General features: G+C 70.9%; 22 protein-coding genes. 11 read left to right on the top strand and 11 right to left on the bottom strand.

Annotated features, from left to right (window positions below; translation table 11 throughout):
• Nucleotides 1-3: 3 nt before the first annotated feature.
• The 8 genes from ACWDY5_RS14020 to ACWDY5_RS13985 form a co-directional block, all read right to left on the bottom strand.
• The gene (locus tag ACWDY5_RS14020; protein WP_449722598.1) at nucleotides 4-2,016 is read right to left on the bottom strand and encodes a hypothetical protein; all 2,013 of its coding nucleotides are present in this window, start codon (nucleotides 2,014-2,016) and stop codon (nucleotides 4-6) included.
• Between the two features lie 451 nt (nucleotides 2,017-2,467).
• The gene (locus tag ACWDY5_RS14015) at nucleotides 2,468-2,866 is read right to left on the bottom strand and encodes a hypothetical protein (RefSeq protein WP_449722597.1); all 399 of its coding nucleotides are present in this window, start codon (nucleotides 2,864-2,866) and stop codon (nucleotides 2,468-2,470) included.
• An 85-nt stretch (nucleotides 2,867-2,951) separates the two neighbouring features.
• On the bottom strand, nucleotides 2,952-3,986 hold the full coding sequence (locus ACWDY5_RS14010) for an ABC transporter permease (RefSeq protein WP_449722596.1): 1,035 nt from the start codon (nucleotides 3,984-3,986) through the stop codon (nucleotides 2,952-2,954).
• Nucleotides 3,983-4,951 (bottom strand): ABC transporter permease, encoded by a 969-nt coding sequence (locus ACWDY5_RS14005; protein WP_449722595.1) that lies wholly within the window; start codon nucleotides 4,949-4,951, stop codon nucleotides 3,983-3,985. Before ACWDY5_RS14005 ends, ACWDY5_RS14010 begins: the two co-directional genes overlap by 4 nt.
• A complete protein-coding gene (locus tag ACWDY5_RS14000) occupies nucleotides 4,948-6,504 on the bottom strand; it encodes a sugar ABC transporter ATP-binding protein (protein ID WP_449722594.1) in 1,557 nt (518 codons plus the stop codon). The genes ACWDY5_RS14005 and ACWDY5_RS14000 overlap by 4 nt, the downstream gene beginning before the upstream one ends.
• Entirely contained in the window at nucleotides 6,494-7,576 is a 1,083-nt protein-coding gene (locus ACWDY5_RS13995) for an ABC transporter substrate-binding protein (RefSeq protein ID WP_449722593.1), read from the bottom strand. The genes ACWDY5_RS14000 and ACWDY5_RS13995 overlap by 11 nt, the downstream gene beginning before the upstream one ends.
• A gap of 106 nt (nucleotides 7,577-7,682) precedes the next feature.
• A complete protein-coding gene (locus ACWDY5_RS13990; RefSeq protein WP_449722592.1) occupies nucleotides 7,683-8,459 on the bottom strand; it encodes a DeoR/GlpR family DNA-binding transcription regulator in 777 nt (258 codons plus the stop codon).
• A gap of 70 nt (nucleotides 8,460-8,529) precedes the next feature.
• Complete coding sequence (locus ACWDY5_RS13985; RefSeq protein ID WP_449722591.1) at nucleotides 8,530-9,501, bottom strand: o-succinylbenzoate synthase; 972 nt, start codon at nucleotides 9,499-9,501, stop codon at nucleotides 8,530-8,532.
• Between the two features lie 30 nt (nucleotides 9,502-9,531).
• Here ACWDY5_RS13985 and ACWDY5_RS13980 point away from each other — a divergent pair, with 30 nt between their 5' ends.
• Nucleotides 9,532-9,882 (top strand): hypothetical protein, encoded by a 351-nt coding sequence (locus ACWDY5_RS13980; RefSeq protein ID WP_449722590.1) that lies wholly within the window; start codon nucleotides 9,532-9,534, stop codon nucleotides 9,880-9,882.
• Nucleotides 9,883-10,003: 121 nt separating this feature from the next.
• Nucleotides 10,004-10,552: a snapalysin family zinc-dependent metalloprotease gene (locus ACWDY5_RS13975; RefSeq protein ID WP_252478969.1), complete on the top strand. Its 549-nt coding sequence runs from the start codon at nucleotides 10,004-10,006 to the stop codon at nucleotides 10,550-10,552.
• Nucleotides 10,553-10,599: 47 nt separating this feature from the next.
• On the opposite strand, the gene ACWDY5_RS13970 is transcribed toward ACWDY5_RS13975, so the two are convergent.
• Nucleotides 10,600-11,319, bottom strand: a complete 720-nt coding sequence (locus ACWDY5_RS13970) for a VOC family protein (protein ID WP_449722589.1) — start codon at nucleotides 11,317-11,319, stop codon at nucleotides 10,600-10,602.
• Nucleotides 11,320-11,505: 186 nt separating this feature from the next.
• On the opposite strand from ACWDY5_RS13970, the gene ACWDY5_RS13965 reads away from it, so the two are divergent.
• The 7 genes from ACWDY5_RS13965 (at nucleotide 11,506) to ACWDY5_RS13935 (ending at nucleotide 19,816) form a co-directional block, all read left to right on the top strand.
• Nucleotides 11,506-12,579 carry a LacI family DNA-binding transcriptional regulator gene (locus ACWDY5_RS13965; RefSeq protein ID WP_449722588.1) on the top strand — a complete coding sequence of 358 codons (1,074 nt, stop codon included), beginning with the start codon at nucleotides 11,506-11,508 and terminating at the stop codon, nucleotides 12,577-12,579.
• A gap of 42 nt (nucleotides 12,580-12,621) precedes the next feature.
• Complete coding sequence (locus tag ACWDY5_RS13960) at nucleotides 12,622-13,581, top strand: substrate-binding domain-containing protein (protein ID WP_449722587.1); 960 nt, start codon at nucleotides 12,622-12,624, stop codon at nucleotides 13,579-13,581.
• 10 nt (nucleotides 13,582-13,591) lie between these two features.
• Nucleotides 13,592-15,130 (top strand): sugar ABC transporter ATP-binding protein, encoded by a 1,539-nt coding sequence (locus ACWDY5_RS13955; RefSeq protein ID WP_449722586.1) that lies wholly within the window; start codon nucleotides 13,592-13,594, stop codon nucleotides 15,128-15,130.
• Nucleotides 15,127-16,146, top strand: a complete 1,020-nt coding sequence (locus ACWDY5_RS13950; RefSeq protein WP_449722585.1) for an ABC transporter permease — start codon at nucleotides 15,127-15,129, stop codon at nucleotides 16,144-16,146. Before ACWDY5_RS13955 ends, ACWDY5_RS13950 begins: the two co-directional genes overlap by 4 nt.
• 63 nt (nucleotides 16,147-16,209) lie before the next feature.
• Nucleotides 16,210-17,964: a hypothetical protein gene (locus tag ACWDY5_RS13945; protein ID WP_449722584.1), complete on the top strand. Its 1,755-nt coding sequence runs from the start codon at nucleotides 16,210-16,212 to the stop codon at nucleotides 17,962-17,964.
• 33 nt (nucleotides 17,965-17,997) lie between these two features.
• A complete protein-coding gene (locus tag ACWDY5_RS13940; RefSeq protein ID WP_449722583.1) occupies nucleotides 17,998-18,645 on the top strand; it encodes a hypothetical protein in 648 nt (215 codons plus the stop codon).
• A 340-nt stretch (nucleotides 18,646-18,985) separates the two neighbouring features.
• Nucleotides 18,986-19,816: a nitroreductase/quinone reductase family protein gene (locus ACWDY5_RS13935; protein ID WP_449722582.1), complete on the top strand. Its 831-nt coding sequence runs from the start codon at nucleotides 18,986-18,988 to the stop codon at nucleotides 19,814-19,816.
• Between the two features lie 10 nt (nucleotides 19,817-19,826).
• Here ACWDY5_RS13935 and prcB read toward each other — a convergent pair whose 3' ends face one another.
• Together prcB and ACWDY5_RS13925 are read right to left on the bottom strand one after the other, a co-directional pair.
• Complete coding sequence (gene prcB / locus ACWDY5_RS13930) at nucleotides 19,827-20,606, bottom strand: proteasome subunit beta (RefSeq protein WP_449722581.1); 780 nt, start codon at nucleotides 20,604-20,606, stop codon at nucleotides 19,827-19,829.
• A gap of 42 nt (nucleotides 20,607-20,648) precedes the next feature.
• On the bottom strand, nucleotides 20,649-21,695 hold the full coding sequence (locus ACWDY5_RS13925) for an NlpC/P60 family protein (protein ID WP_449722580.1): 1,047 nt from the start codon (nucleotides 21,693-21,695) through the stop codon (nucleotides 20,649-20,651).
• A gap of 368 nt (nucleotides 21,696-22,063) precedes the next feature.
• Here ACWDY5_RS13925 and ACWDY5_RS13920 point away from each other — a divergent pair, with 368 nt between their 5' ends.
• Both ACWDY5_RS13920 and ACWDY5_RS13915 read left to right on the top strand, forming a co-directional pair.
• Nucleotides 22,064-23,428 (top strand): SdrD B-like domain-containing protein, encoded by a 1,365-nt coding sequence (locus tag ACWDY5_RS13920; protein ID WP_449722579.1) that lies wholly within the window; start codon nucleotides 22,064-22,066, stop codon nucleotides 23,426-23,428.
• On the top strand, nucleotides 23,425-24,603 hold the full coding sequence (locus ACWDY5_RS13915; RefSeq protein WP_449722670.1) for an SdrD B-like domain-containing protein: 1,179 nt from the start codon (nucleotides 23,425-23,427) through the stop codon (nucleotides 24,601-24,603). The genes ACWDY5_RS13920 and ACWDY5_RS13915 overlap by 4 nt, the downstream gene beginning before the upstream one ends.
• The last annotated feature ends 12 nt before the right edge of the window (nucleotides 24,604-24,615 follow it).

Here is a 24,615-nt window from a genome sequence, read left to right as displayed (position 1 = left end):
GAGTCAGGCCGGCAGCACGAGGGTGAACGTGCCACCGGTGCTGCGCCGCCAGTCCGAGCGCTCACCGGCGTAGGCCTGGCCCCACAGCGGGCCGGGCAGCCCGAGCAGGCCGGGCGTGCGGGTGCCCTCCGGCACCGTCACCGGCACGTCGAGCCCGCTGGGTGCGATGGTGTGCACCCGGCCGTTGAGCAGGTAGCCGGAGATCTTGCCCGCGGCGACCGCGGCCCGCCAGGCGTTCTGCCGCTTCAGCACGGTGCCCGCGTCCGACAGCCTCGGGTTCACGATCGGCGCGTTCGCGGCGAACGTGGTGCGGTAGCTGGACAACATGCCCTCGACCATCGGGTAGAGCAGCCGCTCCTCGGCGATGTTGGACTGGTGCGCGTACTGCGGCCGCGCGTCGTTGCCGAGGATGAACCGCATGCCCAGGCGGACCTGGGTGGGCAGGATGTAGGAGTCGAAACCGTTGGCGCCCAACGGCTGGATGCAGGTGGTGGTCTGCGGGTTGTCCTCGCAGATGCCGGAACCGCCGTTGGCGCGGGAGGTGTAGACCCAGTTGTACTCGTCGACCATCTCGGCCTTGGTGCCCACGTTGTAGTACACCGAGATCGGGTAGCGCGGCACGCCCTGCGCGGTGCCCACCTGGCGCAGCGCGGGCTCGCGGGAGGCGTCCAGGCCGATCCAGGCCACCCCGGTCTCGCGCAGCGCGGCCACGTAGTTGGGGTTGTCCAGCGGCTGCTGCGGGAGGATCTTGGTGCCGGAGTGCTCACCGGCCAGCATCTCGTTGCGCTGCAAGGCAAGGCCCTTGTTCACGCCCCACTGGTGGTTCTTGTTGATCTCGGTGACGATGTCGGCCTTGGGCAGCCACTTCACCGAGCCGTCCGGGTTGGTCGCGCACCGCCACGGCACCACCGAGGTGTCCTGCACGCAGCCGAGGAACTTGTGCGAGTAGGTGTGGTTGGCCCAGCGGAACTGCCCCTTGTTCTGCAGCAGCGCGGTGGTCAGCGGGTCCGAGCCCTGGGCGGCGACCACCTCGTCGCTGCCGTAGGCGTTGTAGTACATGTCCAGCTTGAACCCGTGCTGCTGCTGCCACTGCACCACCTTGGTGACATCGGCCGGGTTCATCCGGATCGCGGGCGGCTTCGGCACGTCGCCCTGGCAGTCGATGTCGCCGGGGGTGCAGTTGTGCTCGCTGCTCCAGCGGTCGTCGCCGTCGAAGACGTCGTCGATGTGCACGCTCAGGTAGGAGCGGTGGTGTCCGAAGTGGACTCCCTTGGTGAGCCAGCTGATCAGCCCGTGCTGGAGCACCTTGAACTGGGCCTGCTCGCTGTTGTAGGCCACGTTGAGGGTCAGCTGCTCACGGGCGCCCTGCTTGAGCACCCCGGCCAGCACGCCCTGCTGGCTGCCGTCGGGGGAGACGCCGGTGAGGTAGGGGGTGAAGGTGGAGCCGGTGGCCGGGTCGTCAGGCACCGGGTTGGTGAGGTAGCCGTAGGCCTCCCACACCGCGGGGTCGCCGTTCTCGATCGCGACCGGCCCGCGCAGGTTGCGGAAGGCCCCGCCCAGCGCGCTCGCGGTGAGCTGCGCGGTGGTGCCGTCCAGCTGGCCCGCGTAGTGCGGGGTGTTCATGCCGACCCGCGGGCTGGGGTAGGTGAAGGCGTTGACCTGGCGGATGCCGAAGCGGCTCTCGTAGGCGGCCAGCGCGTCCAGCTCCGCCTGGGCGAGCCCGGCGGGCGCCTCGTTGGGCAGCACCACGGCCTGGAACTTGGCCCGGGGAGTGGAGTTGACCGTGTCGGCGAGGTAGGCGGCGGTGAGCACCGGTCGCTGCGGGTCGGCGAGCCGGACGACGGTGCTGGGCACGCCCTCGTTGACCAGGGCGGCGCGGAAGGCCTCAGCGGAGGATCCACCGTCGGTGACGACGAGGACGTTGAGGTCGATCCGGGCGGGTGTGTCCGCGGCCGAGGCCACCGGGGTCATGCTGAGGGTCAGCACGAACGCGGTGGCGGCCGCGACCCGTAGCAAGACAGGGCGAAGCACACGAAGAGAACTCACGAAAACCCCGTTCATGCACGCGTCCGTGACCACACGTGCGATGGAAAGGAAGGGCCGCCATTGCGGCTCCGTAAAAATAATCGCTCAGTACAAGGTTCTGTTACGTGTTCCGGCCGACATCACTGATAACAGATAGGACTTGCGTCAAGAATCGCGCCGAGATCCGCCCTAAAGGCCCTTGACAGCGCAAGAACTGCGAGCTGACCTGCACTTTTGACGCAAGAACTGAGCCGAACGCCAGAACAATTAGGCCATTTGGCGGCTCTGGACCTTTGGTTGTCGAAACGTCCGTATGGTGAGACCAAAGTTGCGCTGAGCTGGCCAAAACCGGTCTGGACGGCTACTGATTGGTATACGCGCATACCCGATATGACAAGCGTTACCTGAAGGTTTCTTCAGCTGGAAAATCCTAAACTCGGCATCATGCAACACGCATCCAGCACGCAATCGATGACATGGCAGTCGCTGTCACTCGTCTGCCACGTCCCCTTTTCTGGGTAACTGCGAACCCGTGGCCCTCGTTGAGCACGATGGCTTGGTTGAAGCCCGCGGCTGCGAGCCCGTCTGGGCGGGGGCCGTGCTCGGGTCCGGCGCTCCGGTCCCAGGGGGCGAGTTGTCCGTCGCGGTCGAGCAACAGGAACACCGCGTCGCGGACGCCCGCGACCTGCGCGTCGGCCTCGGCCTCGGTGGCCTCCGGGTACAGGTCCCGGCAGCCCTGCCGGGCGGCGGCCAGGAACCGCTCCGGATCGACGATCACGACGTCGCGGCGGCTGCGCACGCTGATCGTCATGTCCGCCACCGGAACCGGGGTCTCCTCCACGGCGCGGAGGGTAGCCCGAGATTGGGGCCGTACAACGGCGAACGGCCCGAACCGGGGGGCTCGGGCCGTTCGGGAAGTGCTTGCGCTACCTGCGTCTGGCCCGGGACAGCAGGGTCTGCATGACCACCACGACCACCAGGAACGCGCCGTTGACCACGGCCTGCATGCTGGAGTCGAAGCCGCCGACCTGGTTGATCACGTCCCGGATCACGTACAGCAGCGCCACCCCGGCCAGCGTGCCGCTCACCGAGCCCACGCCGCCGGTGAGCAGGGTGCCGCCGATGACCACCGCGGCGATGGCCTCCAGTTCCAGGCCCACGCCGATCACGGTGACGCCGGAACCGAGCTGCGCCGCGTTCAGCGTGCCCGCCAAGCCGGCCAACAGGCCGGAGATGACGTAGACGCTGACCTTGGTGCGGGCCACCGGCAGGCCCATCAGCGAGGAGGCGTCCTCGCTGCCGCCGATGGCGAACAGCCGCATGCCGAAGCGGGTGCGCTGCAACACCAGGCCGCCGATGAGGAACAGCGCCAGCGCGATCAGCACCGGGAAGCCGATGCCGAACAGCCTGCCCTGGCCGAGCTCCAGGAACGCGGTCTCGGTCTGCGGCACCAGATAGGTCTGGCTGCCCTCCTCGGTGAGGAACTGCAGCAGGCCGCGGGCGAAGAGCAGGCCGCCAAGGGTGACGATGAACGGGGCCATCTTCGCCTTGCCCACCAGCAAACCCTGGGCGAGACCGATGGTGCCGCTGACCGCCAGTGGCAGCAGCAGCGCGCCCGCCAGGCCCCATTCCCTTGCGCCATAAGCCGCCAGCACCCCGGCCAGCGCGTAGACCGAGCCGACCGACAGGTCGATGCCGCCGGTGATGATCACCATCGTCATACCGAGGGCGATCACCGCCAGGAAGCTGGCCTGCACGGCCAGGTTGCCCAGGTTGTAGGCGGTGAGGAAGGTGTCGAAGGTCGCGCCGCCGACCGCCAGCAGCACCGCCAGCACGATCAGGGCGCCGTGGCGCTGGACGATCCGGGCGGCCTGCTCGCCGCGGCGGGCAGCCTCGGCGGGTGGGGCGGTCGCGGGGGCGGTCTTGATGCTCGGCCCCGCAAGCGGGCCTTCGGGAGTCATCGGGAACCGTTCCCTTCTCGCTGCACCAGCACCGCGGCCGCGATGATCAGTGCCTGGGCCATCTGCGCCAGCGAGGCGGGCACATCGTTCTTGATCAGGGTGGCCACGATCAGCTGCATCAGCGCCGCGCCCGCGACCGTGCCCAGGATGCGCACCCGGCCGCCGGTGAGCGGGGTGCCGCCGACCACCACCGCGGTGATCGCGGCCAGCTCGATCAGCTCGCCCAGCCGGGACGGGTCACTGGCCGAGAGCCGCGCGGTGGCCAGCACTCCGGCGATCGCGGCCAGCATGCCGCTGACCACGTACACCGCGACCAGCACCCGCTTGACCGGCAGCCCGGCGAACTGGGCCGCCTTGGGGTTGCCGCCGATCGCCACCACCTGCCGCCCGAACGTGGTCCGGGAGACCAGCAGGCCGACCAGCACCGCGAGCACCGCGGCGATCAGCACCGTGTACGGGATGCCCAGCACCGAACCCGCGCCCAGCTCGCGCAGCTGCGGGTTGCGGATGTCCTTGAGCTGCCCGCCGGCCAGCACCAGCGCCAGCCCGCGCCCACCGACCAGCAGCGCCAACGTGGCCACGATCGGCTGCACGCCGACAAAAGCGACCAGGTAGCCGCTGAGCAGCCCGGCCGCCGCGCCCGCCAGCAGGCACACGCCTGCCGACAGCCCGGCGCCGTAGCCCAGGTACAGCGGCAGCAGCGCGCTGGTGATGGCCATGACCGAGCCGACCGACAGGTCCACGCCCTTGGTGCCGATCACCAGCGCCATGCCGAGGGCGACCACCAGGGTCGGCACCATCTGCACGGCCTGGGTGCGCAGGTTGTCCGCGGTGAGGAAGTTGTCGGTGACCACCAGGTTCACCAGGAACAGCAGGCCCAGCGCGAAGTACACGCCGTAGTCGCGGACCAGGCCGAGGGCCCTGGCCCGGCCGGGGGCGGCCGCCGGGGCCGTCGCGGTTGTCATGCGCTGTCCTCTCTGGCCTCGGCGAGCGCGTTGAGCACACCGTCGGCGGTGACCTCGTCGCCGCGCAGCTCGGCCACTGATCCGCCCTCGCGCAGCACGACCACCCGATCCGCGCCGGCGACCAGCTCGTCCAGCTCGCTGGAGACCATCACGATGGCCAGGCCCTGCTCGGCCAGCTCCTCGATCAGCGCCTGCACCTCGGCCTTGGCGCCCACGTCGATGCCGCGGGTCGGCTCGTCCAGCAGCAGCACCTTGGGCTCCACCGCCAGCCAGCGGGCCAGCATCACCTTCTGCTGGTTGCCGCCGGAGAGCTCGCTGACCCGCTGCTCAGGGCTGGAAGCCTTGATGCGCAGGCGTTTCATGAAGATGTCGACGACCTTGTCCTGCCGGGCGCGCGAGGTGATCCCGGCCTTGGACAGCCGGGGCAGCGCGGCCAGCACGATGTTCTCCCGCACAGACAGGTGCGGGATGATGCCTTCGGCCTTGCGGTCCTCCGGCACCAGCACCATGCCCGCGCGGATCGCCGCCGCGGTGGACCCGCCCTTGAGCGGTTTGCCCGCCACGCTGATCTCGCCGCCGTCCAGGGTGAGCAGCCCGGCCAGCGCGGTGACCGTCTCGGTGCGGCCGGAGCCGAGCAGTCCGCCGAGGCCGACCACCTCCCCTGGCTGCACGCTCAGGTCCACCCCGGTGAGCACCGCGCGCTTGCGCAAACCCTTGGCGCGCAACACCGGCTGCCGCGAGTCGTCGCCGCCGGTGTGGCTGTCGGAGAAGGCGGTGGTGCCCTCGCTGCGCACCTGCGCCACCTCGCGGCCCAGCATGAGCGCGACCAGCTCCAGCCTGCTCACCTCGCTCATTGGTCCACTGTGGACGGTGCGGCCGTCGCGCAGCACGGTGACCGAGTCGCAGATGGTGTAGAGCTCCTCCATCCGGTGGCTGACGTAGACCACCGACACCTCGCGCTGGTGCAGCCTGCGCACCACCTGGAAGAGGGTCTCCACCTCGCGCGGCTCCAGCGAGGAGGTCGGCTCGTCCATGATCACCACGCGCGCCTCGGTCTGCACCGCGCGCGCGATGGCCACCATCTGCTGCACGCCGAGGCCGAGCGAGCTCAGCTCCCGGCGCGGGTCCACCGGGATGCCCAGCTCCGCCAGCAACTTCGCCGACTCCCGGCGCATCCGCCCGAAGTCCACCGTGCCGAAGCGGCCGCGCGGCTCCCGGCCGAGGAACAGGTTGTGCGCCACCGACATCGACGGGACCAGGTTGACCTCCTGGTACACCGTGGAGATGCCGGCCTCCTGGGCCGCGGCGGGCCGGTCGAAGCTGACCGGCTCGCCGAGGAAGCGGATCTCGCCGCCGTCCGGGCGGTACACCCCGGTGAGCACCTTGATCAGGGTGGACTTGCCCGCGCCGTTCTCGCCGACCAGCGCGTGCACCTGGCCGGCGCGCAGGGTGAAGTCCACCTCGCGCAGTGCGTGCACACCGGCGAAGTGCTTGCCCACCCCGGCCGCCGTCAAGACGGCCGGGGTCAGACCGGGCACGGCCTCAGTAGGCACCGTTGACCTCTGCCTTGGCGTTGGCCGCGTCGTAGGCCTTGTCCGAGATGATGATCTTCTCCGGGATCGCCTCACCGGCCAGGAACTTCTGCATGGTGGCGAAGGCCAGCGGGCCGAACCGCGGGTTGGACTCGATCACGGCGTTGATGTTGCCGTCCACGATGGCCTGCACCGCGTCCCTGGTGCCGTCCACCGAGACCACCTTGACGTCCGTGCCCGGCTTCTTGCCGGCCGCCCGGATCGCGTTGATCGCGCCCATGGCCATCTCGTCGTTCTCCGCGTAGATCGCGTTGATCTCCGGCTTGGACTGCAGCAGCTGCTCGGCCACGGTCTGGCCCTTCTCCCTGGAGAAGTCGCCGGTCTGCTCGGCCACCACGGTGACGCCGGGGGTGCCCTTGATGGCGTCCTTGAAGCCGTTGGTGCGGTCGGTGGTGACGTTGTTGCCGGAGGAGCCGAGCAGGATGGCCACCTTGGCGCTGCCGCCGGTCACTTTGATCATCGACTCACCGGCGCGCTTGCCCTGGTCGACGAAGTCCGAGCCGATGAAGGCCAGGTAGTCCACGCACGGCTTGGCCGCGTTGAGCTTGCGGTCCACGGTGAGCACCGGGACCTTCTTCTCCCGCGCGGCGCGCAGGGCGGGCTCCAGGCCGTCGGAGTTCAGCGGGGCCACGATCAGCAGCTGCGCGCCCTGGGCGAGCATGGACTGGATGTCGGAGATCTGCTTGCCGAGGTCGGAGTTGGCGTTGGTGGTCAGCATCCGCTTGACGCCGACCTTTTCGGCCTCGGCCTTGATGGAGGCGGTTTCGGCGATGCGGAACGGGTTGGCCTCCTTCTCCGACTGGGAGAAGCCGACGACCGCGTCCTTGAGGTCGATCTTCGGTGTGCCGTAGGCCTCGATCTTGCAGGTGCTCCCGCCCTCCGGCTGGGCCGACTTCGTCACCTGCTCACCGCCGCCGCCGGTCGTGCCGGGGTTGCCGGAGTTCTCCGGGTTCGCGCAGCCGGCCAGCACAAGTGCGGCCGCCGCAACGAGCACCGCGCTGGACTTGAGGGATCGAACCTGCAAAGCAGTCATTGTCCACTCCTTTGTGGATCATGGACTGGGCGGTAAATCGCCAGTTGCCCCTGGGTCGGTGGTCACTATGAACGAAATTGATCGGTTTCCGTCGGCAATCGCATAACTATGTGGTTTCTGTACCGGTGACGTGCACCTGAACGCCGAGCGAGCGCAGGGCGGCCAGTTCGGCGGCGTCCGCGGCCCCGTCGGTGACCAGGTGGGTGATCGACTCCGGCGGCACGGTCTGCACCATGGTGTCCACGCCGATCTTGGTGTGGTCGGCGAGCACCACGATCTCGTCGGCCGCCGAGGCCATGGCCCGGTCGGTGCCGGCGACCGAGACGTTGGGGGTGGACAGGCCGCGCGCGGCGGTGAGCCCGTTGCCGGAGAGGAAGGCGCGCTGCACCCGCAGCCCGGCCAGGCCCTGCTCGGCGGCGGTGCCGACCAGCGCGAAGATCGAGCCGCGCAGGGTGCCACCCGGCATGATCACCTCGATGCCCCTGGAACGCGCCAGCGCCTGCGCCACCAGCAGCGAGTTGGTCAGCACGGTCAGCTCGGCCAGCCGGGACAGGCGGCGGGCCAGCGCCTGGGTGGTGGTGCCCGCGCCGAGCACGATGGCATCGCCCGGCGCGACCAGCTCGGCGGCCAGGTCGGCGATGGCGGCCTTCTCGTCGCTGGCCACGTGGGTCTTCTCGGTGTGCGTGGGCTCATAGGCCGGGCGGTCGGTGGCCACCGCGCCGCCGTGCCGCCGGGTCAGCAGGCCCTCGCCCTCCAGCTGGCGCAGGTCCCTGCGGACGGTGACCTCACTGGTCTTCACGATCCGGGCCAGCTCGCGCAACGAGACAGCGCCGTTGGAGCGAACCAGCTCCAGGATCACCTGTCGGCGCTCGTCAGCGAACACGAGGCGATCGTAAACGGACACAATCGGTCGGGGCACCCATCGACACCCCGGTCTTGGCCGTTTCGGTACCTCAGCGTGTCCGGTTCAGGACGGCCAGCACCCGCTCGTACCGCTTTCTCCAGTGCTCGGCCCGCTCCGGCGGCGCGGCGTGCTCGGCCAGCAGGTCCGGATCCGGCCGCGGCGCGGCGCGCGGCACCGGCAGGTAACCGTCCACCGGCCGCAGCGACTCCCTGGTCACGTCGCCGGTGAACAGCGAGAGGGTGCCCAGTCCGCAGGCGAACTCCAGCTCCGGCAGCGCACCGGCCAGCGCCAGCTGCGCGGCCAGCCCGACGCTGCTCTCCAGCGCCGAGGACACCACGCAGGGCAGCCCGGTCGCCTCGGCCACCCGCAGCGCCTGCCGCACCCCGCCCAGCGGCGTGCACTTGATCACCGCGATGTCCGCGGCCTCCCGCACGCCGGCGCGCAGCGGGTCGGCGGCCCGCCGGATCGACTCGTCCGCCGCGATCCGCACGTCCACCCGCCGCCGCACCTGGGCCAGCTCCTCGACGGTCCGGCAGGGCTGCTCCACGTACTCCAGCCCACCGGCCGCCACGGCCATCCGCTTGATCCAGCGCACCGCGGTGTCCACGTCCCACACCGCGTTGGCATCCACCCGGACCGCCCCGCCCGGCCCCAGCGCGTCCCGCACCGCGGCCAGCCGCTCCAGGTCCTCGGCCAGCGAGTCCGGGTGGTCGGCCACCTTGACCTTGGCCGTGCCGCAACCGGACTCGCGCACCAGCCGGAAGGCCCGCTCGGCGGAGACCACCGGCACCGTGCAGTTCACTGGGATCCGCTCCCGCACCGGCTCCGGCCAGCCCAGCTCGGCGGCCTCCACCGCGGTGGCCAGCCAGCGGGCGGAGACCTCGTCGTCGTAGTCCTCGAACGGGCAGAACTCGCCCCAGCCCGCCGGTCCGGGCAGCAGCAGCCCTTCTCGGACGGTGATGCCGCGGAACCGGGTGCGCAGCGGGATCGAGTAGACGTGCACGGCACCTCCGGGTCGCATCGGGACAGTCCTACCCGAATACTGTGCTTGATGCGCACCTGGCACCTGCCCGCCTTCTACCGGACCTGGACCGCTCAGGACAGCCGGGGCACCTGCGTGAGTCAGCTGGCACACACCCCCGCCGGCCTGCACCTGCGCCTGGGCTGCACCCAGCAGTACGACTTCGCGCTGTCCCCGCAGGCCGCGCGGACACTGGCCAAGTCGCTGCGCACCAACACCCCGTGCGTCCAGGGCTGTCTGTCCCTGAGCCCGGGTCCGGCGGGTGACACCACGCTCACCGCCACCCTGCCCGCGGACTCCTGGACCCTGGTCCTGGACCGCGACCAGGCCGCCCGTCTGGCCCGGCACCTGGCCGACGCGATGAGTCATCACCAGGCCTGATACCAAAGTCTGATATCCACCGAACTAGCGGCGCGACTTAAATTGAATTGATCGCGCAATCGACTGCATCCCTGCCCAGATAGCGCGACTTCTTGCGACCCCCTGCCAGCAAGGAGCCCAGATGACAGCCAAACGCGTACTCGGAATCCTGGCAGCCACCCTGCTGTCCCTGATCACGCTGATCGGCCTGACCCCCTCGGCGATCGCCGCCCCGCAGGCCCGCACCGTCTACTACAACGCCAGCGGCGCCGGTGAGTACCGGGGCACCGCGGACCAGGCGGCCCAGATCTGGAACCAGCGCGTGCCCAACGTCCGCCTGGTCTCCGGCGGCGCGGCCACCATGACCATCCGGGTCACCACCGGCGGCGGCAGCCGCGCCTACCCGCAGGGCCTGGGCCGCGGCCTGGTCTACATCGACCGCAACGACGTCAACGCCGGGCACTACGCGCTGCGCATCATGGCGCACGAGATCGGGCACATCCTCGGCCTGCCGGACAACTACAACGGCGTGTGCTCGCAGCTGATGTCCGGCGGCAGCGCGGGCACCAGCTGCCGCAACCCCAACCCGAACGCCCAGGAGGCGGCGCGGGTGAACCAGCTGTTCGCGGGCGGCTTCAGCCCGTCGAGCATCGAGTCCACGGTGTACGACCGGGAACTGGCGGCCGCGTAAGCGTCCAGCCGGTGCCGACGGCCCGGACCGCGCGGTGGTCCGGGCCGTCAGGCCGGGTGCACGCAGAACTCGTTGCCGTCCGGGTCGGCCATCGGCACCCAGTCCACTTCGCCTTGGCCGAGGTCGATCCGCTGGGCCCCCAACGAGACCAGCCGCGCCACCTCGGTGGCCAGGTCGCTGTCCACCGGCGGCGTGAGGTCGAAGCGCAGCCGGTTCTTGCCCAGCTTCGGCGCCACCGGCGGCCCGCCCCAGGTGATCTTGGGCCCCCCGTGCGGCGAGCGGATCGCGGTCTCCTGGTCCTGGTCCCAGACCAGCGGCCAGCCCAGCGCCTCGCTCCAGAAGTAGCCGACCTCCTGGGTGCCGTCGGAGGACAGCGCGCCGATGAACCCGCAGTCGGCCAGGAAGTTGTTGCCCGGCTCGATCACGCAGAACTCGTTGCCCTCGGGGTCGGCCAGCACGATGTGGCCCTCTTCCGGGCGCTGGCCGATGTCGATGTGCCGGCCGCCGAGCTCCAGCGCCCGCGCGACCGTGGCCTGCTGGTCCTCGGCGGAGGTGCTGGTCAGGTCGAAGTGCGTCTGGTTCGGGCCGAGCTTGTCCGCCTCGGTCGGCAGGAACCGGATCCGGAAGCCGGTGTCGTCGCTGGGCAGCAGCGCGATGCCGCCGAGGGCGTCCGGCGCGGTCTCCCAGCCCAGGACGCCGGCCCAGAAGCGGGCGAGACCGGCGGGGTCCTTGGCGTCGAAGCCGAGCGCGAGGAGGTTGGCGGGCATCCGGCCACGCTAAGAGGTGCGGCAGGGGGGCGCAACGCGATTCCGAGCTGGCCCATTACCGGAATAGGCCCCCGCGAGCGTTGGCCATACCGTCCGGTCGTAGGGTTTCGAATCAGGCGGGTTGCGCTCCGACACCAATCCGTGATCTCGTTCCGGCGTCATCAACACGAGTTGAAAGAGCGGTTCGTGGTTACTCGGCGCGATGTCGCGCGGCTTGCCGGCACTTCGGAGTCGGTGGTCAGCTACGTGCTCAACGCCGGTCCCCGCAACGTCGCGCCCGCCACCCGGGACCGGGTGCTGGCCGCGATCGAGGAGCTGGGCTACCGGCCCAACGCGGTCGCCCGCTCGCTGCGCACCAGCCGGACCCGGACGCTGGGCCTGCTGGTGCCGGACAACGCCAACCCGTTCTTCGCCGAGCTGGCCGCCCAGATCGCCGAGGACACCTTCGCCGCGGGGCACTCGCTGTTGCTGGCCAACTCCCGGGAGGACCCCGACCGGGAGGCGGAGCAGGTGCGCACCCTGCTGGACCGCAAGATCGACGGGTTGATGCTGATCCCGGCCTGCGCGCCCACCCAGTGCGTCGAGGACCTGGTGTCCTCAGGGGTGCGGTGCGTGCTGGTCGACCGGGAGCTGCCCCGGCTGGCCGCGGGCACCGTGGTCGCCGACCACATCGGCGGCTCGCGGATGGCGGTGGAGCACCTGCTGTCGCACGGGCGGCGGCGGATCGCCTGCGTGGCCGGGCCGCACTGCGCCTCACCCACCGACGACCGGGTGCTGGGCTGGCGGTCCGCGCTGATCGCGGCCGAGGTCGATCCGGACGCGCTTCCCTTGCTGCACACGCCTTTTGGCCGGATGTCGGCCTACACCGCGGCCACCGAGCTGCTCACCGGCCTGACCTCGGCGCAGCGCCCGGACGCCATCTTCGTCACCAGCGACGAACAGGCCGTCGGGGTGCTGCGGGCGGTGCTGGAGCTGGGACTGCGGGTGCCGGAGGACATCGCCATCGCCTCCTTCGACGGTATCGCGGGCTCGGCCTACCCGGTGCCCGCGCTCACCACGGTCAGCCAGCCGCTGGCCGCGCTCAGCCAGACCGCGGTGAAACTGCTGCTGGACGCGGAGAACCCGGCAGGCAAACGGATCGTGCTGCCCACCTCCCTGCTGCGCCGCGGCTCCTGCGGCTGCCCTGACCCCGCCGGCGGCGGCTGCTCGGCCCCCGCGCCACCGGTTGCCATCCCCCTGCCCCACTCCGCCGAGCGCTGACAACCAGCCATCATTCGCGAAGCCCCCCCAAGGAGTTCGTCCGTGCCGAGGAAATCCTCTGTCGTCGCCGCCGCGGCCGCCATCGCCCTGACCGCGGCCGCCTGCGGCCAGGAGGGCAACGGGCTGACCGTGCCCCCGTCCAGTGGTGACCCCAAGATCTGCCTGGTGATGAAGTCCCTGGCGAACGAGTTCTTCAAGAACATGAAGAAGGGCGCCGAGGACTACGTCGCCGGCCAGGGCGGCATCAAGCTGACCGCCAGCGGCATCCCGAACGAGACCGATGTGGACGGTCAGGTCGCCGAGGTCGAGAAGTGCGTCACGCAGAAGGTGGACGCGATCGTGCTCGCCCCCGCCGACTCCACCGCGCTGATCGCCTCGGTCAAGAAGGCCGTGGACGCCGGTATCAAGGTGGTCAACATCGACGTCGAGCTGGAGGCGGGCGCGCTGCGCCAGGCCAACCTGGACGTGCCCTTCGTCGGGCCGGACAACCGCGAGGGCGCCCGGCTGGCCGGGGTCGAGCTGGCCAAGGTGCTCGGCCCGCGCAGCAAGGTGATCATCCTGGAGGGCATCCCCGGCGCGGCCAACGGCGAGCTGCGGGTCAAGGGCTTCAAGGACGCCATCCAGGAGCACCAGCTGGTGCTGGCCGCCTCCCGCACCGCCAACTGGGAGACCGACCAGGCGCACTCGGTGCTCGGCGCGCTGCTCACCGCCAACGCCGACGTCAAGGGCGTGCTCGCGGCCAACGACAGCATGGCACTCGGCGCGGTCAAGGCGATCGAGGAGGCCGGGCTCGGCGGCAAGGTGAAGGTCGCCTCCTTCGACAACATCCCGGCGATCAAGCCGTTGCTGCAGAACGGTTCCGTGGTGGCCACCGTGGAGCAGCACGCCACCTCGCAGGCCGCCCGCGGCATCGACCAGGCCATCCGCATGGTCAAGGGCGAGAAGGTCACCGGCTGGCAGAAGACCCCGGTCGAGGTCAAGACCAAGTCCTCCGCGGGCTGAGGCGGACCGGGTGCTCGTGCGGGAACCGCTGCTGCGCCTGTCCGGACTCGGCAAACGCTACCCCGGGGTGATCGCGCTGTCCGGTGTCGACCTCGAGGTCGCGCCGGGCGAGATCCACGCCCTGGTGGGGGAGAACGGCGCGGGCAAGTCCACCGTGGTCCGGTGCCTCTCCGGCATGGACCAGCCGGACGAGGGCGAGATGACCTTCGACGGCGCCCCGCACGCCCCGGCAGGCCCGGCCGACGCGCTGCGCGCCGGGATCAGGGTGGTGCACCAGGAACTGGCGCTGCTGCCCGAGCTGTCGGTCGCGGAGAACCTGTTCTTCGAGCACCTGCCCCGGCGGTTCGGCCTGGTGGACAAGAAGAAGATCCGCCAGGACGCCGTCGAGCTGCTGGCGCGGGTCGGCCTCTCGGTCGACCCGCGCACCCCGGTCGGCCGCCTCGGCCTGGCCGCAAGGCAGCTGGTGGAGATCGCCCGCGCGCTGGCCGCTGACAGCAGGCTGCTGGTGCTCGACGAGCCCACCGCGGCGCTCACCGGCGCGGAGTCCGCCCGGCTGCTGGCCATCCTGCGCGAGCTGGCCGCGGCGGGCGCCGCGATCGTGTTCATCTCCCACCACCTGGCCGAGGTGCTGGCCATCGCGGACCGGATCACCGTGCTGCGCAACGGCAAGAGCGTGGCCAGCCAGCTCGCCGCCGGGACGGAGGCGGCCGACCTGGTGCGCCTGATGGTGGGCAGGGACCTGGACCAGGAGTTCCCGGCCCGCGAGGACGCCGCCCGCGCCCGCGGCGCTGAGCTGCTGCGCGCGGAGTCGCTGCGGGTCTACGGCGGGACCGGGGAGCTGGACCTCGTCGTGCACGCCGGCGAGGTGGTCGGCCTGGCCGGGCTGGTCGGCTCCGGCCGCACCGAGGCGGTCCGCGCGCTCTACGGCGCCGACCGCCGGGCCGGTGGCCGGGTGCTGGTGTGCGGCAAGCCGATCCCGAACGGCCGCCCGGTCCGCTCCGTCCACAATGGACTAGGCATGCTGGGTGAGGACCGCAAGGACCAGGGCCTGCTGCTGGACATGACAGTGGCCGCGAACACCTCGCTGGCCGCGCTGCCGCTGGTCTCGCACTGGGGGCTGCGCAACCGGAAGGTCGAGGACGAGGTGGCCGCCACCCTCGTCGGGCGGCTCGGCGTGCGCACCTCCGGCGTCCGGCAGGCGGTGCGCGCGCTCTCCGGCGGCAACCAGCAGAAAGTCCTCTTAGGGCGGTGGCTGCTGGCCGACCCGGGCGTGCTCATCGTGGACGAACCCACCAGGGGCGTGGACGTGGGCGCCCGCTACGAGATCCACCGGCTGCTGCTGGAGCTCGCCGACGGCGGCAAGGGCGTGCTGGTGGTCTCCTCCGACCTGCCCGAGCTGATGGGCATCTGCGACCGGATCCTGGTGCTCTCCCGCGGCCGGCTGGCCGGGGAGCTGACCCGCGCGGAGTTCGACCCGGAGAAGATCCTGGCCCTGGCCTACTCGGGCTACCTGACCACCACCGAAGAAGAGGACGGGCCGAGTCGATGACCGACCTGCTGACCACGGAGGCGCCCGCGCCGCCACGATCGCGCAACCGGGTGCTGGGCCAGGTGCTCGGCGAGGCCGGGATCGGCGTGGCGCTGCTGCTGCTGGTCGTGGTGTTCCTGGTCTTCGCCCCGCAGTTCGGCACCGGTCAGAACATCCGCAACATCATGACCCAGATCACCCTCAACACCATCCTCGCCGTCGGCATGACCTTCGTGGTGCTGGTCGGCGGCATCGACCTGTCGGTCGGGTCGGTGCTGGCGCTGTGCGCGGTGGTCTCGGGCAGCCTGATGACCTGGGACGCGCTCGGTCCCGGCACCGGGCTGCTGCTGGGCGTGCTGGCCGCGGTGCTGGTCGGCGCGCTGTGCGGACTGGTCAACGGCGCCGTCACCGAACGCTGGAAGGTGCCCGCCTTCATCGTCACCCTGGGCATGCTCTACGTCGCCCGCGGCGCGGCCCAGGAGTACACCGGCGCGCAGACCATCTACAACCTGCCGCGCGAGCTGACCCTGTTCGGCACCGCCACCTTCCTCGGCCTGCCCGCGGTGTTCGTGGTGGCGCTGGCACTGGTCGCGCTGGGCTGGTTCGTGTTGAGCCGCACCGTGTACGGGCGGCTGGTGTACGCGGTCGGCACCAACGAGGAGGCGGTCCGGCTGGCCGGGCACCGCACCGGGTGGATCAAGGTCAGCGTGTTCGTCATCGCCGGGGTCTGCGTGGGCATCGCCGCGGTGGTCTACATGGCCCGGCTCAACATCGCCAGCCCGATCCTGGGCACCGGCTACGAGCTCAACGCGATCGCCGCGGTGGTCATCGGCGGGGCCAGCCTCACCGGCGGCCGCGGCTCGATGATCGGCACCCTGCTCGGCGCCTGCCTGCTCGGCGTGCTCAGCAACGGCCTGATCCTGCTGGGCGTCTCCGACTTCCAGCGCACCATGATCACCGGCGGGGTGATCATCGTCGCGGTGGTGCTGGACGCCTACCGCCGCCGGTTCGCCACTCGTCTCAACTCCGTGATGTGAGATCAGTAGGCTGCCGGGTCCGCCTAGGCAACCTCACGGCAATCCGGAGCGTATTTCACGGTGGTGAACAAATACGAACGGTCCACGACCGCGCTGGCAGACCGCCCCCAGGCCACCTCGGGGGCGGTTTTCGCAGCCCGGCTGCGCGGCTGGCTGACCGCCGAACCGGTGCTGGCCAGCGCCTTCGCCCTGGTCGTCGCGATGGTGATGACCTGGCCGACGCTGGCCGGGCTGAGCACCACCATCCCGCAGGACACCGCTGACCCGCTGCTGCAGGCCTGGCAGGTCGCCTGGAACGGCCACGCGCTGCTCACCGACCCCGGCAACCTGTGGCAGACCAACGCGTTCTTCCCGGCCAAGGACGCGCTGGCCTTCAGCGACAGCCTGCTCGGCTACGCCCCGGCCGGTCTGATCGGCGAAGGCCCGGAGGCCGCGCTGATCCGGTACAACCTGCTGTACATCTTCGCCTACGCGCTGGCCTGCGCCGGCGGGTACGCGCTGGCCAGGCAGCTGGGCGCGAGCTGGCAAGGCGCCGCGGTGGCGGGTTTCGCCTTCGCCTTCGCGCCGTGGCGGCTGGCGCACGGCGGCCACCTGAACATCCTGTCCACCGGCGGTATCGTGCTGGCCCTGGCCATGCTGGCCCGCGGCCACGGTTTCAGCCTGCGCGAGGGCTACCAGACCGGCCGCGCCCGCCCCGGCTGGGCACTGGCCGGCTGGCTGGTCGCGGCCTGGCAGCTGACCCTGGGCTTCGGCGTCGGCCTGCCCTTCGCCTACGTGCTCGCCGGTGTGGTCCTGGTCTCCGCGATCCGCTGGCTCACCACCGGCCGCCCGCCCTTCCCCCGCCGCCTGCTCGGCGCGGACCTGGCAGGCGGCCTGGCCTTCGCCGCCGTCTCGGTCCTGATGGGCCTGCCCTACCTGCGAGTCCTGGCAGCCAACCCGGACGCCCGCCGCAGCCTGTGGGACGTCGACGTGCACAGCCCGCCCTGGTACGGCTTCTTCCTGGCCCCCGGCGAGTCCGCGATCTGGGGTGAGGTCAGCGAACGCGGCCGCGCCGACCTGGCCGCCCCCGCCGAGATGACCCTGCTGGTCGGCATCGTCCTGATCACCCTGGCCGTCTTCGGCCTGCTGGTCTCGGCCTGGTCCCGCAAAGTCCGTTTCTGGCTCGCCGTCGGCACCGCGGTCTCGGTGGTGCTGGCCTTGGGCACCAAGGTGATCGGCGACGGCGAGTACACGTATCTGCTGCTCTACCACTACCTGCCGGCCTGGGACGCCATCCGCACCCCCAGCCGCCTGGTGCTGTGGACCACCCTGCTGCTCGGCCTGCTCGCCGCCGGCGGCGTCACCCACCTCGCCGAGCGTGCCGCCCAGACCCGGCGTTCCCGGCCGCTGCTCGCCGTGGCCCTGGTGCTGCCCGCCCTGCTGGTGCTGGGCGAAGGCGCCAACCGCACCGCCCACCCCGAGGTGCCTGCCGCCCCCGTCGCGATGAGCACATTGCGCTCCCCGGCGCTGATCCTGCCCTCGGAGCAGATCGAGGACCAGCAGACCATGTTCTTCTCCACCGACGGCTTCCCAGTGCTGGCCAACGGCGGCAGCGGTTTCCTGCCCAGGATCACCGACGAGCTGCGCAAGAAGACCAAGAACTTCCCGGACCGGGAGAGCGTCGCGCACCTGCGGCAGCTAGGGGTGCGCACGGTGGTGGTGCACAACCGGCCGCGCAACAACCCGGCGTTCCGGCGGGCCCAGTCCGCGGAGCTGGGGGAGCTGAACGTGACCGTGAAACGGGTGCACGACGACGCGTACGTCTTCTCGCTGGACTGACTCTACGATGAGCCCTTCACGCCAGGGGGCATGATGACTGAGCAGGTTCCGCCGAGCTCGAACACGGTCAACGGACCGGTGGCCGGCAACTCGGTGCAGGCCGGGATGATCCAGGGCGGCGTGCACTTCTACCTGAACCAGCCCGCGCTGGAGCCGCCGCTCCCGCTGATCCAGGCGCCCGCGGTCCCACCGGTGCGCCAGGGGCCGCGCAAACGGGTCCTCCTCGCCAAGTTCCTCGGCCGCTGGCTCTGGGCGCTGCTGCCGCTGGGACTGATCAGCGGGGCCGTGGCCGGACTCGGCAACCTGCTGGCCGGGCCGGGCCCGCTGCCGCCGCGGCTGCTGGCCGACCTCATCGTGCTGCCGGTCGCCGGACTGGTGCTCTGGGTGTGGTCGATGGCCGCCGACCGCCGCTTCCGCGACCTGCTCACGCTGGGCCTGGACAAGCTCACGCCCCAGCGCGTGGCCGGCCTGACCGACCGTCAGCTGACCGTGTTCGCGGTGTGCGCCGCGGTGTTCTGCGTGCTGGGCTTCGGCCAGGAGATGCTGCCGCCCGATCCCCTCCGCCCGCGTCCCGACGGGCACATGGCGGTGGTGTTCCTGGCGTTGCTCGCCCTGCTGGCCTTCCGGCAGCTCCGGCACCGGAAAAAATGCGCGCCGGCGCACACCCGGTTGCCTGGATAGCGTTTATCCGGTTAAGGTCATCCCCGTGACTGCCGGGTCGGCCTTGAGCCACTACCGAGTTGGGTTCCCGGCCTCCGCGTGAGGCCAGGGTGGGCCAGAGGCCCGCCGCCCAGTTGTTCTTCTCCTGACGGTGTCTTCTCCCGTCGCTTTCGCGCGCCACCAGCTCGCTGAGCTGCGCTGACGCTCGCCCGCTCCCGCACGTGCCAGTAGCGCTGACGGCTGCGCCGATCGCGCTGACCGCCGTGCGCATTCCGTACCACCCGCCGCGCTGACGGCTGCCCTTTTTCTTTCCGCTCGTCATCACGAGCGGTGATCAGTCATGCCCGAAGAATGGAGAACAATGGATTTCAACAAGCAGGTCATCGAGGAGTTCCGGGCCAACAACGGCCGCGTCGGCGGCTATTTCGAGGGTTCCCGGCTGCTGCTCATCACCACCACCGGCGCCCGCAGCGGGCAGCCGCACACCAACCCGGTCGGCTACTACCCGGACGGGGACGGCCGCAACATGATCATTGGCAGCGCCGGTGGCTCGCCCAAGCACCCGGACTGGTTCCACAACCTGGTGGCCAACCCGCTGCTGACGGTCGAGGACGGCGTGTTCACCTACGAGGCCAAGGCCACCGTGCTCACCGGGGACGCCCGCGACCAGGCCTTCGCCCGCGCCGTGGAAGCCGACGCCGGCTGGGCCGAGTACCAGGCCAAGACCACCAGGGTGATTCCGGTGGTCATCCTGGAGGCCGTCTCCGGGGGACCGCCGAACGCCGGCTCCCCTGGTGAGGCGCTCAAGCTGGTGCACAACGCGTTCCGGCGGGAGCTGGAGCTGATCCGGACCGAGTTCGCCAAGTCGGGACGGACGCTCGGGGTGCAGCTGCGGATCAACTGCCTGACGCTGTGCGCGGGGCTGCACAACCACCACACCGGGGAGGACATGGCGATCTTCCCGTTCCTCACGGACAAGTTCCCCGAGTTCGCGCCCACCATCGAACGGCTGCGCGCCGAGCACGTCCGGATCGAGCAGCTGACCACCGAGCTGCGCGCGGCCCTGGACAACCAGGAGGCCGACCCCGCGGTGGTCCTGGCCGAGGTCGAGCGCCTCACCGACGAGCTCGAACGCCACCTCGACTACGAGGAGGCCCAGCTCATCCCGGTCCTCGAAGCCGCCATGTCATGACCCGCGGCGGTCAGACCGCGGTGGGGCCGCCGGGGCGGGTGGTGCGGTCTGCCACGACCGTGCGGCCCACCGTGGCGGCCTCCTCGTCGGTGTACCGGCGGAAGCCCTCGGCGGTGACCACCGCGACCACCGGGAAGATGCCGCGGGTCAGGTCCGGGCCGCCGGTGGCGGTGTCCTCGTCGGCGGCGTCGTAGAGCGCCTCCACACAGGCCCGCACCGCCTGCTGCTCGGACAGGCCCGGCCGGAACAGCTTCTTCAGCGCGCTGTTGGCGAACACCGACCCCGACCCGACCGCGGCGTAGGTGGTCTCCTCGGTGCGCCCGCCGATCACCTCGTAGGTGAAGATTCGCCCGATGCCCCTGGTCACGTCGAACCCGGCGTACAGCGGCACCACCGCCAGCCCCTGCTGGGCCAGGCCGAAGTTGCCCTTGACCATAGAGTTCAGCTGGTTGGCCTTGCCCTCCAGGGTCAGCGAGACGCCCTCGATCTTCTCGTAGTGCTCCAGCTCGACCTGGAACAGCCGGACCAGCTCGACCGCGATGCCCACGGTGCCCGCGAAGGCGACCACCGAGTGCTCGTCGGCCTGGCGGACCTTCTCCAGGTCCCGCTGGGCGATCAGGTGCCCCGCGGTGGCCCTGCGGTCACCGGCCATCACCACGCCACCGTCGAAGACCGCCGCCAGCACCGTGGTGCCGTGCGGGGCGCTGACCGCCGTGCGCGGCACCCGGTGCCAGGGCAGCAGGTGCGGTGCCTCGGTCGACAGGTGGCGGAGGAACGAGGAGTCGGCCATGTCGATCAGCTAAGCGCACCATGGCCTACCTGGACAAGCGGGCTATGCCGTTGGCCGGAAGAACCCCAGGAACGGCATGCCGACGTTGCTGGTGCGCAGCGGGGTCAGCCGCACCGGGTCACCGGCCTCGATCATCCGGCCCCGGTCCACGTACATCGCCACGTGCCCCTGCCACACGATCAGGTCACCGGGCCGCAGGTCCGCGCGGTCCACCGGCTGCCCCACCGCCTGGTCGGTCGAGTGCCGGGGCAGCGCCACCCCAGCCTGCCGGTAGGCCCAGCTGGTCAGCCCGGAGCAGTCGAAGCTCTCACCCGGCTTCACCGCGCCCCACTCGTACGGCAGCCCGAGCTGGCTCAGCGCCACGCGCACCGCGGTGGCCGCCCGCTCCGAGGGCTCGCGGCCGCCGAAGACCGCGGGCACGGGCAGGCCACCGTTGGCGACCAGCAGTTCCCGCCAGGTCAGCCGGTCCACCCGGCCGGTCACCGGCAGCGCCCGGTCGGCCTGGAACCCGCGCACCGCGGCGGTGGTGCCGGGCCCGTAGGCCGGGTTCTTCGGGGACAGCCGCGCGCCTGCCGCCTTGGTCAACAGGGTCTTGAGCTGGCGCACCGACTCGGCGTCCCTGCTGCCCGACCTCAGCGTGGGCAGGGCGGCGGCGACCCGGTCCATCCGCTGCCGGAGCTGGGCCTCGGCCAACCGTTCGGTCAACTGGGGCAGGCCCGCGCACAGCTCGGCGCGGCGGCGCAGGTGCTCGCGCTGCAGCCGGTCCGCGGAGGCGGCCACCACCCCGGTCCAGCCGCGCGCGGCCCCGGCGGCGGACGGGTCGGGCTGCGGTTCGGCGCACAGCTGCTCGACACCGGTGAGCGCGGTCCGCGCGGCCTTGAGGTCACCGGCGCGCACGCTCTGGTCGAACCTGGTCAACGCGGCCTCCACCGCGGCCAGGCGGCGCTGGGTCTCGGCGATCCTGGCCAGCGCCTCGGCCGCGACCACCTGGGTGGCCGGCCGGGCGGCGGGGGAGAGGACGGGAGGGTCCAGGGCTTCGTCGGCGGGCGCGGCCGAAGCCACGGCGGGCGCCGACACGAGCGTGGCCACTCCGAAGGTCAACAGGGCCAGACGCGCCCCGGCTCGGCCAGACGGCATTCGGTGATCTCCCCGGTGTGCTCGTCGTGATTAGCGTTCGCTGTGCGTGGCCAGGGTTAGCACAGCCCGCCGCCGAGTGCCGGGAGCACTCGGCCTCCCCGCCACCGGATTCATCCGATCGCGGCAGTTTGAGTCCATTGTGGACCATATTGTTCATTGCGCCGGAAACTTGGTAACGGATCGGATTCGGCAAGGCACGGTAACCGGACCAGGGGAACGCGTTACCCGTTAGGGGCTCTCCGGGAGAGGTCCGGTTGACCAGCCCTGATGATCGTGCCGGCGCGCTGTCCGTGGCGCCGCGAGCGTACGGGAGGTTCTCGGTGGCAACTGGTGAGAGCCGGCGGCACAGACGCTGGCGGAGCAGGGTCGCGGCGGGCATCACCCCGGCACTGCTGGTGGGCGGGCTGACCATCGCCGGTGGCGGCCTCGCCCCGCCCACGGCACAGGCACAGCCGCCGGTCTGCCCGGCAGGCACCACCGCGGTGCCGATCACCTGGGGCGCCAACGGCGCGGTGAAGTGGCCGCGCAACTCCACCAGCACCAAGGCCACCAACATCGCGGGCTCCGGCCTCGACCTCAACATCTCCCTCAGCGACCCGGCCAACCGCAACGGCGACGACTCGAACCCGTTGCAGGACACCGGTGAGGCCAACGCCAACGGCCGGCTGTTCGGCTGGGACCCGCGCACCTACACCGAGACCGACGGCGCCTTCGGGCCCGGCTTCCTCACCATCGAGATGAACAGCCTCAACGTCGGCGACACCATGACGTTCCGGTTCAAGTTCTCGCACCCGGTGCTGCTGCCCGACTTCTCCGTCGGCGACATCGACTACTCGGGCCTGGGCGCCTCCCCGGCCGAGGAGCCGTGGAACTCCTTCCAGGACCAGATCTTGTTCACCGCCAACCGCCAGGGCCTGCCGGTCGGCGTCACGCTGGCCCCGCTCGGCGTTATCCGCCCGGTGATCACCGGCGGCACCGCGGTCGGCGGCCCCTACCAGCTCAACACCGTTGGCGACGTCACCCCGGACGACCCGGCGGGCACGCTGCGCGGCCGGACCAACGAACCGGTCACCGAGTTCGTGCTGGCGTACTCCAACGGCCCCGACGACGAGGCCGCCGAAGCGGGTCCCAGCTACCCGCCGCCGATCCCGCCGCTGACCGCGCCGGCCAACTCGGTGTCCGACAGCCACGCGGTGCGGGTCAACTTCTTCACCACCTGCCTGGGCACCGGCAGCATCGGCGACACCCTCTACACCGACATCGACGGCGACGGCAAGCAGGACCCCGGCGAACCCGGGATCGCCGGGGTGAAGGTGCAACTGCTCGACCCGCAGGGCAACGTGGTGCAGACCGCGACCACGGACGCCAACGGCAAGTACCTGTTCGAGCGGCTGCCCGCCTTCGACTGGACCGTGCGGGTGGACCCGGCCACGTTACCCGCCGGGCACACCCAGACCGGGGAACCCGATGCCACCAAGGACAACAAGACCTCGGTGAAGCTCAACGCCGGTCAGGATGTGCTGACCGCGGATTTTGGCTACCGGCCGCCGCTGGGCTCGGTCTCCGGCACGGTGTCCAGCGACCGCACCGACAACGGCGCGCTGAACTCCCTCGATGATGCCGGAATCGCCGGGCTTGCGGTGGCCCTCACCGGTCAGGACCTGGCCGGGAACCCGGTCGCCTGACCACGACCACGAGTGCGGACGGCAAGTACTCCTTCCCGAACGTGCCCGTCGGCACCTACCAGGTGAAGGAGACCCAGCCGCCGGGCTACCACGACGGCAAGGACACCCCCGGCACACACGCCGCCGCGGCCGGGAACGACACCTTCACGGTCACACTGCCACCCGGCGGATCCAGTCCTGGCAACAACTTCGCCGAGCTGCCCACCGGCAGCCTGGCCGGTCAGGTGTACGTGGACGCCAACAGCAACGGTGTGCGCGACACCGGCGAGGCCCGGATCCCCGGCGTGACGGTGAAGCTCACCGGCACCGACGACGCGGGCAACCCGGTCAACCTGACCACGACCACCGCCGCCGACGGCGGCTACACCTTCGACCGGCTCCGGCCCGGCAGCTACACGGTCACCGAAACCCAGCCCGACGGTTACCTCGACGGCAAGGACCGGGCGGGTTCCGCTCGCGGCGAGCTCGGCGACGACACCGTCACCGGGGTCACCCTCAGCCTCGGCCAGGCGGCCACCGGCTACGACTTCGGCGAACTGCCGCCAGCCGGGATCTCCGGCAACGTGGTGGAGGACGACGGCACGCCGATTCCCGGGGTGACGGTCACGCTGACCGGCACCGACGCCGACGGCAAGCCGGTGAACAAGACCACAACGTCTACTTCGGACGGTTCCTGGTCGTTCCCGAACCTGCCGCCGGGCAACTACAACGTGACCGAGACCCAGCCGTCCGGCTTCGGTGACGGCCCGGACACCCCCGGCCCGGCCAGCCAGGAGTACCGGCAGACCGTGCCGCCCGGCCTGACCATCACCTCGGTGACCGGCGACGGCTGGACGTGCTCGGTCAACGGCCAGCAGGTCGTGTGCACCCGGCCGGACGTGCTGCTGCCCGGCGGCAGGACCCCGCCGGTGACGGTGGTGACCGCCGCGAAGACCCCAGGGGCCTCGCTGGTGAGCACCGCGACCACCAAACCCCTTGACGGGCAGGTGGAAACCACGTTGACCAACAACACCGACACGGTCAACCTCACCGTGACCGCGGGCAAGCCGAACCCCGGCAAGCTGGCCGACACCGGTGATGAGACCGGGCCGCTGGTCGCCTGGGGCCTGCTGCTCCTGCTGGGCGGCAGCGGGCTGGTGGCCACGACCTTCCGGAAACGGAGGCGTCAAAGCTGATCTGACCTAGTG

Source organism: Crossiella sp. NPDC003009 (assembly GCF_053591555.1).
Note: the sequence above shows the minus strand (reverse complement) of the source record. Positions and strands in the feature narration are given on the sequence as shown.